The sequence below is a fragment of the Streptomyces sp. MBT65 genome, assembly GCF_016612545.1.
Classification (GTDB): Bacteria; Actinomycetota; Actinomycetes; order Streptomycetales; family Streptomycetaceae; genus Streptomyces.
Genome location: NZ_JAENRY010000758.1, coordinates 1 through 482, shown reverse-complemented (window position 1 = coordinate 482; position 482 = coordinate 1). Strand labels below are relative to the sequence as shown.

Below are 482 nucleotides of genomic sequence, written 5' to 3'. Positions count from 1 at the left end.
AGACCGCCGAGGTCGGCGCCAAGCTCGCCGTCGTCGGCGCCCCGGGTGCCGCTCCGGCGGCTGCCCCGGCCCCCGCCGCCCCGGCGCGGGCGCCGGGGCGGCGGGGGCCGGGGCAGCCGCCGGAGCGGCACCCGGGGCGCCGACGACGGCGAGCTTGGCGCCGACCTCGGCGGTCTCGTCCTCGCCGACCAGGATCTCCAGCAGGACGCCGGCGACCGGCGAGGGGATCTCGGTGTCGACCTTGTCCGTGGAGACCTCGAGGAGGGGCTCGTCCTCCGCGACCTCCTCGCCGACCTGCTTCAGCCAGCGGGTGACGGTGCCCTCGGTGACCGACTCGCCCAGTGCGGGCAGCACGACATCGGTACCGGAGGCGCCGGCCGCCGCTCCGGCGGCCGGGGCCGGGGCAGCGGCGGGGGCGCCGGTGCCGTCGTCGATCACGGCCAGCTCGGCGCCGACCTCGACGGGCTCGTCCTCGGCCACCT

The 482-nt window shown here is 79.5% G+C and carries 1 protein-coding gene; it reads right to left on the bottom strand.

Annotation, left to right across the window (positions count from 1 at the left end; translation table 11 throughout):
- Positions 1–482 (bottom strand): biotin/lipoyl-containing protein (locus JHN63_RS51980; RefSeq protein WP_307782206.1); only part of this gene is annotated, 482 nt, incomplete at both ends.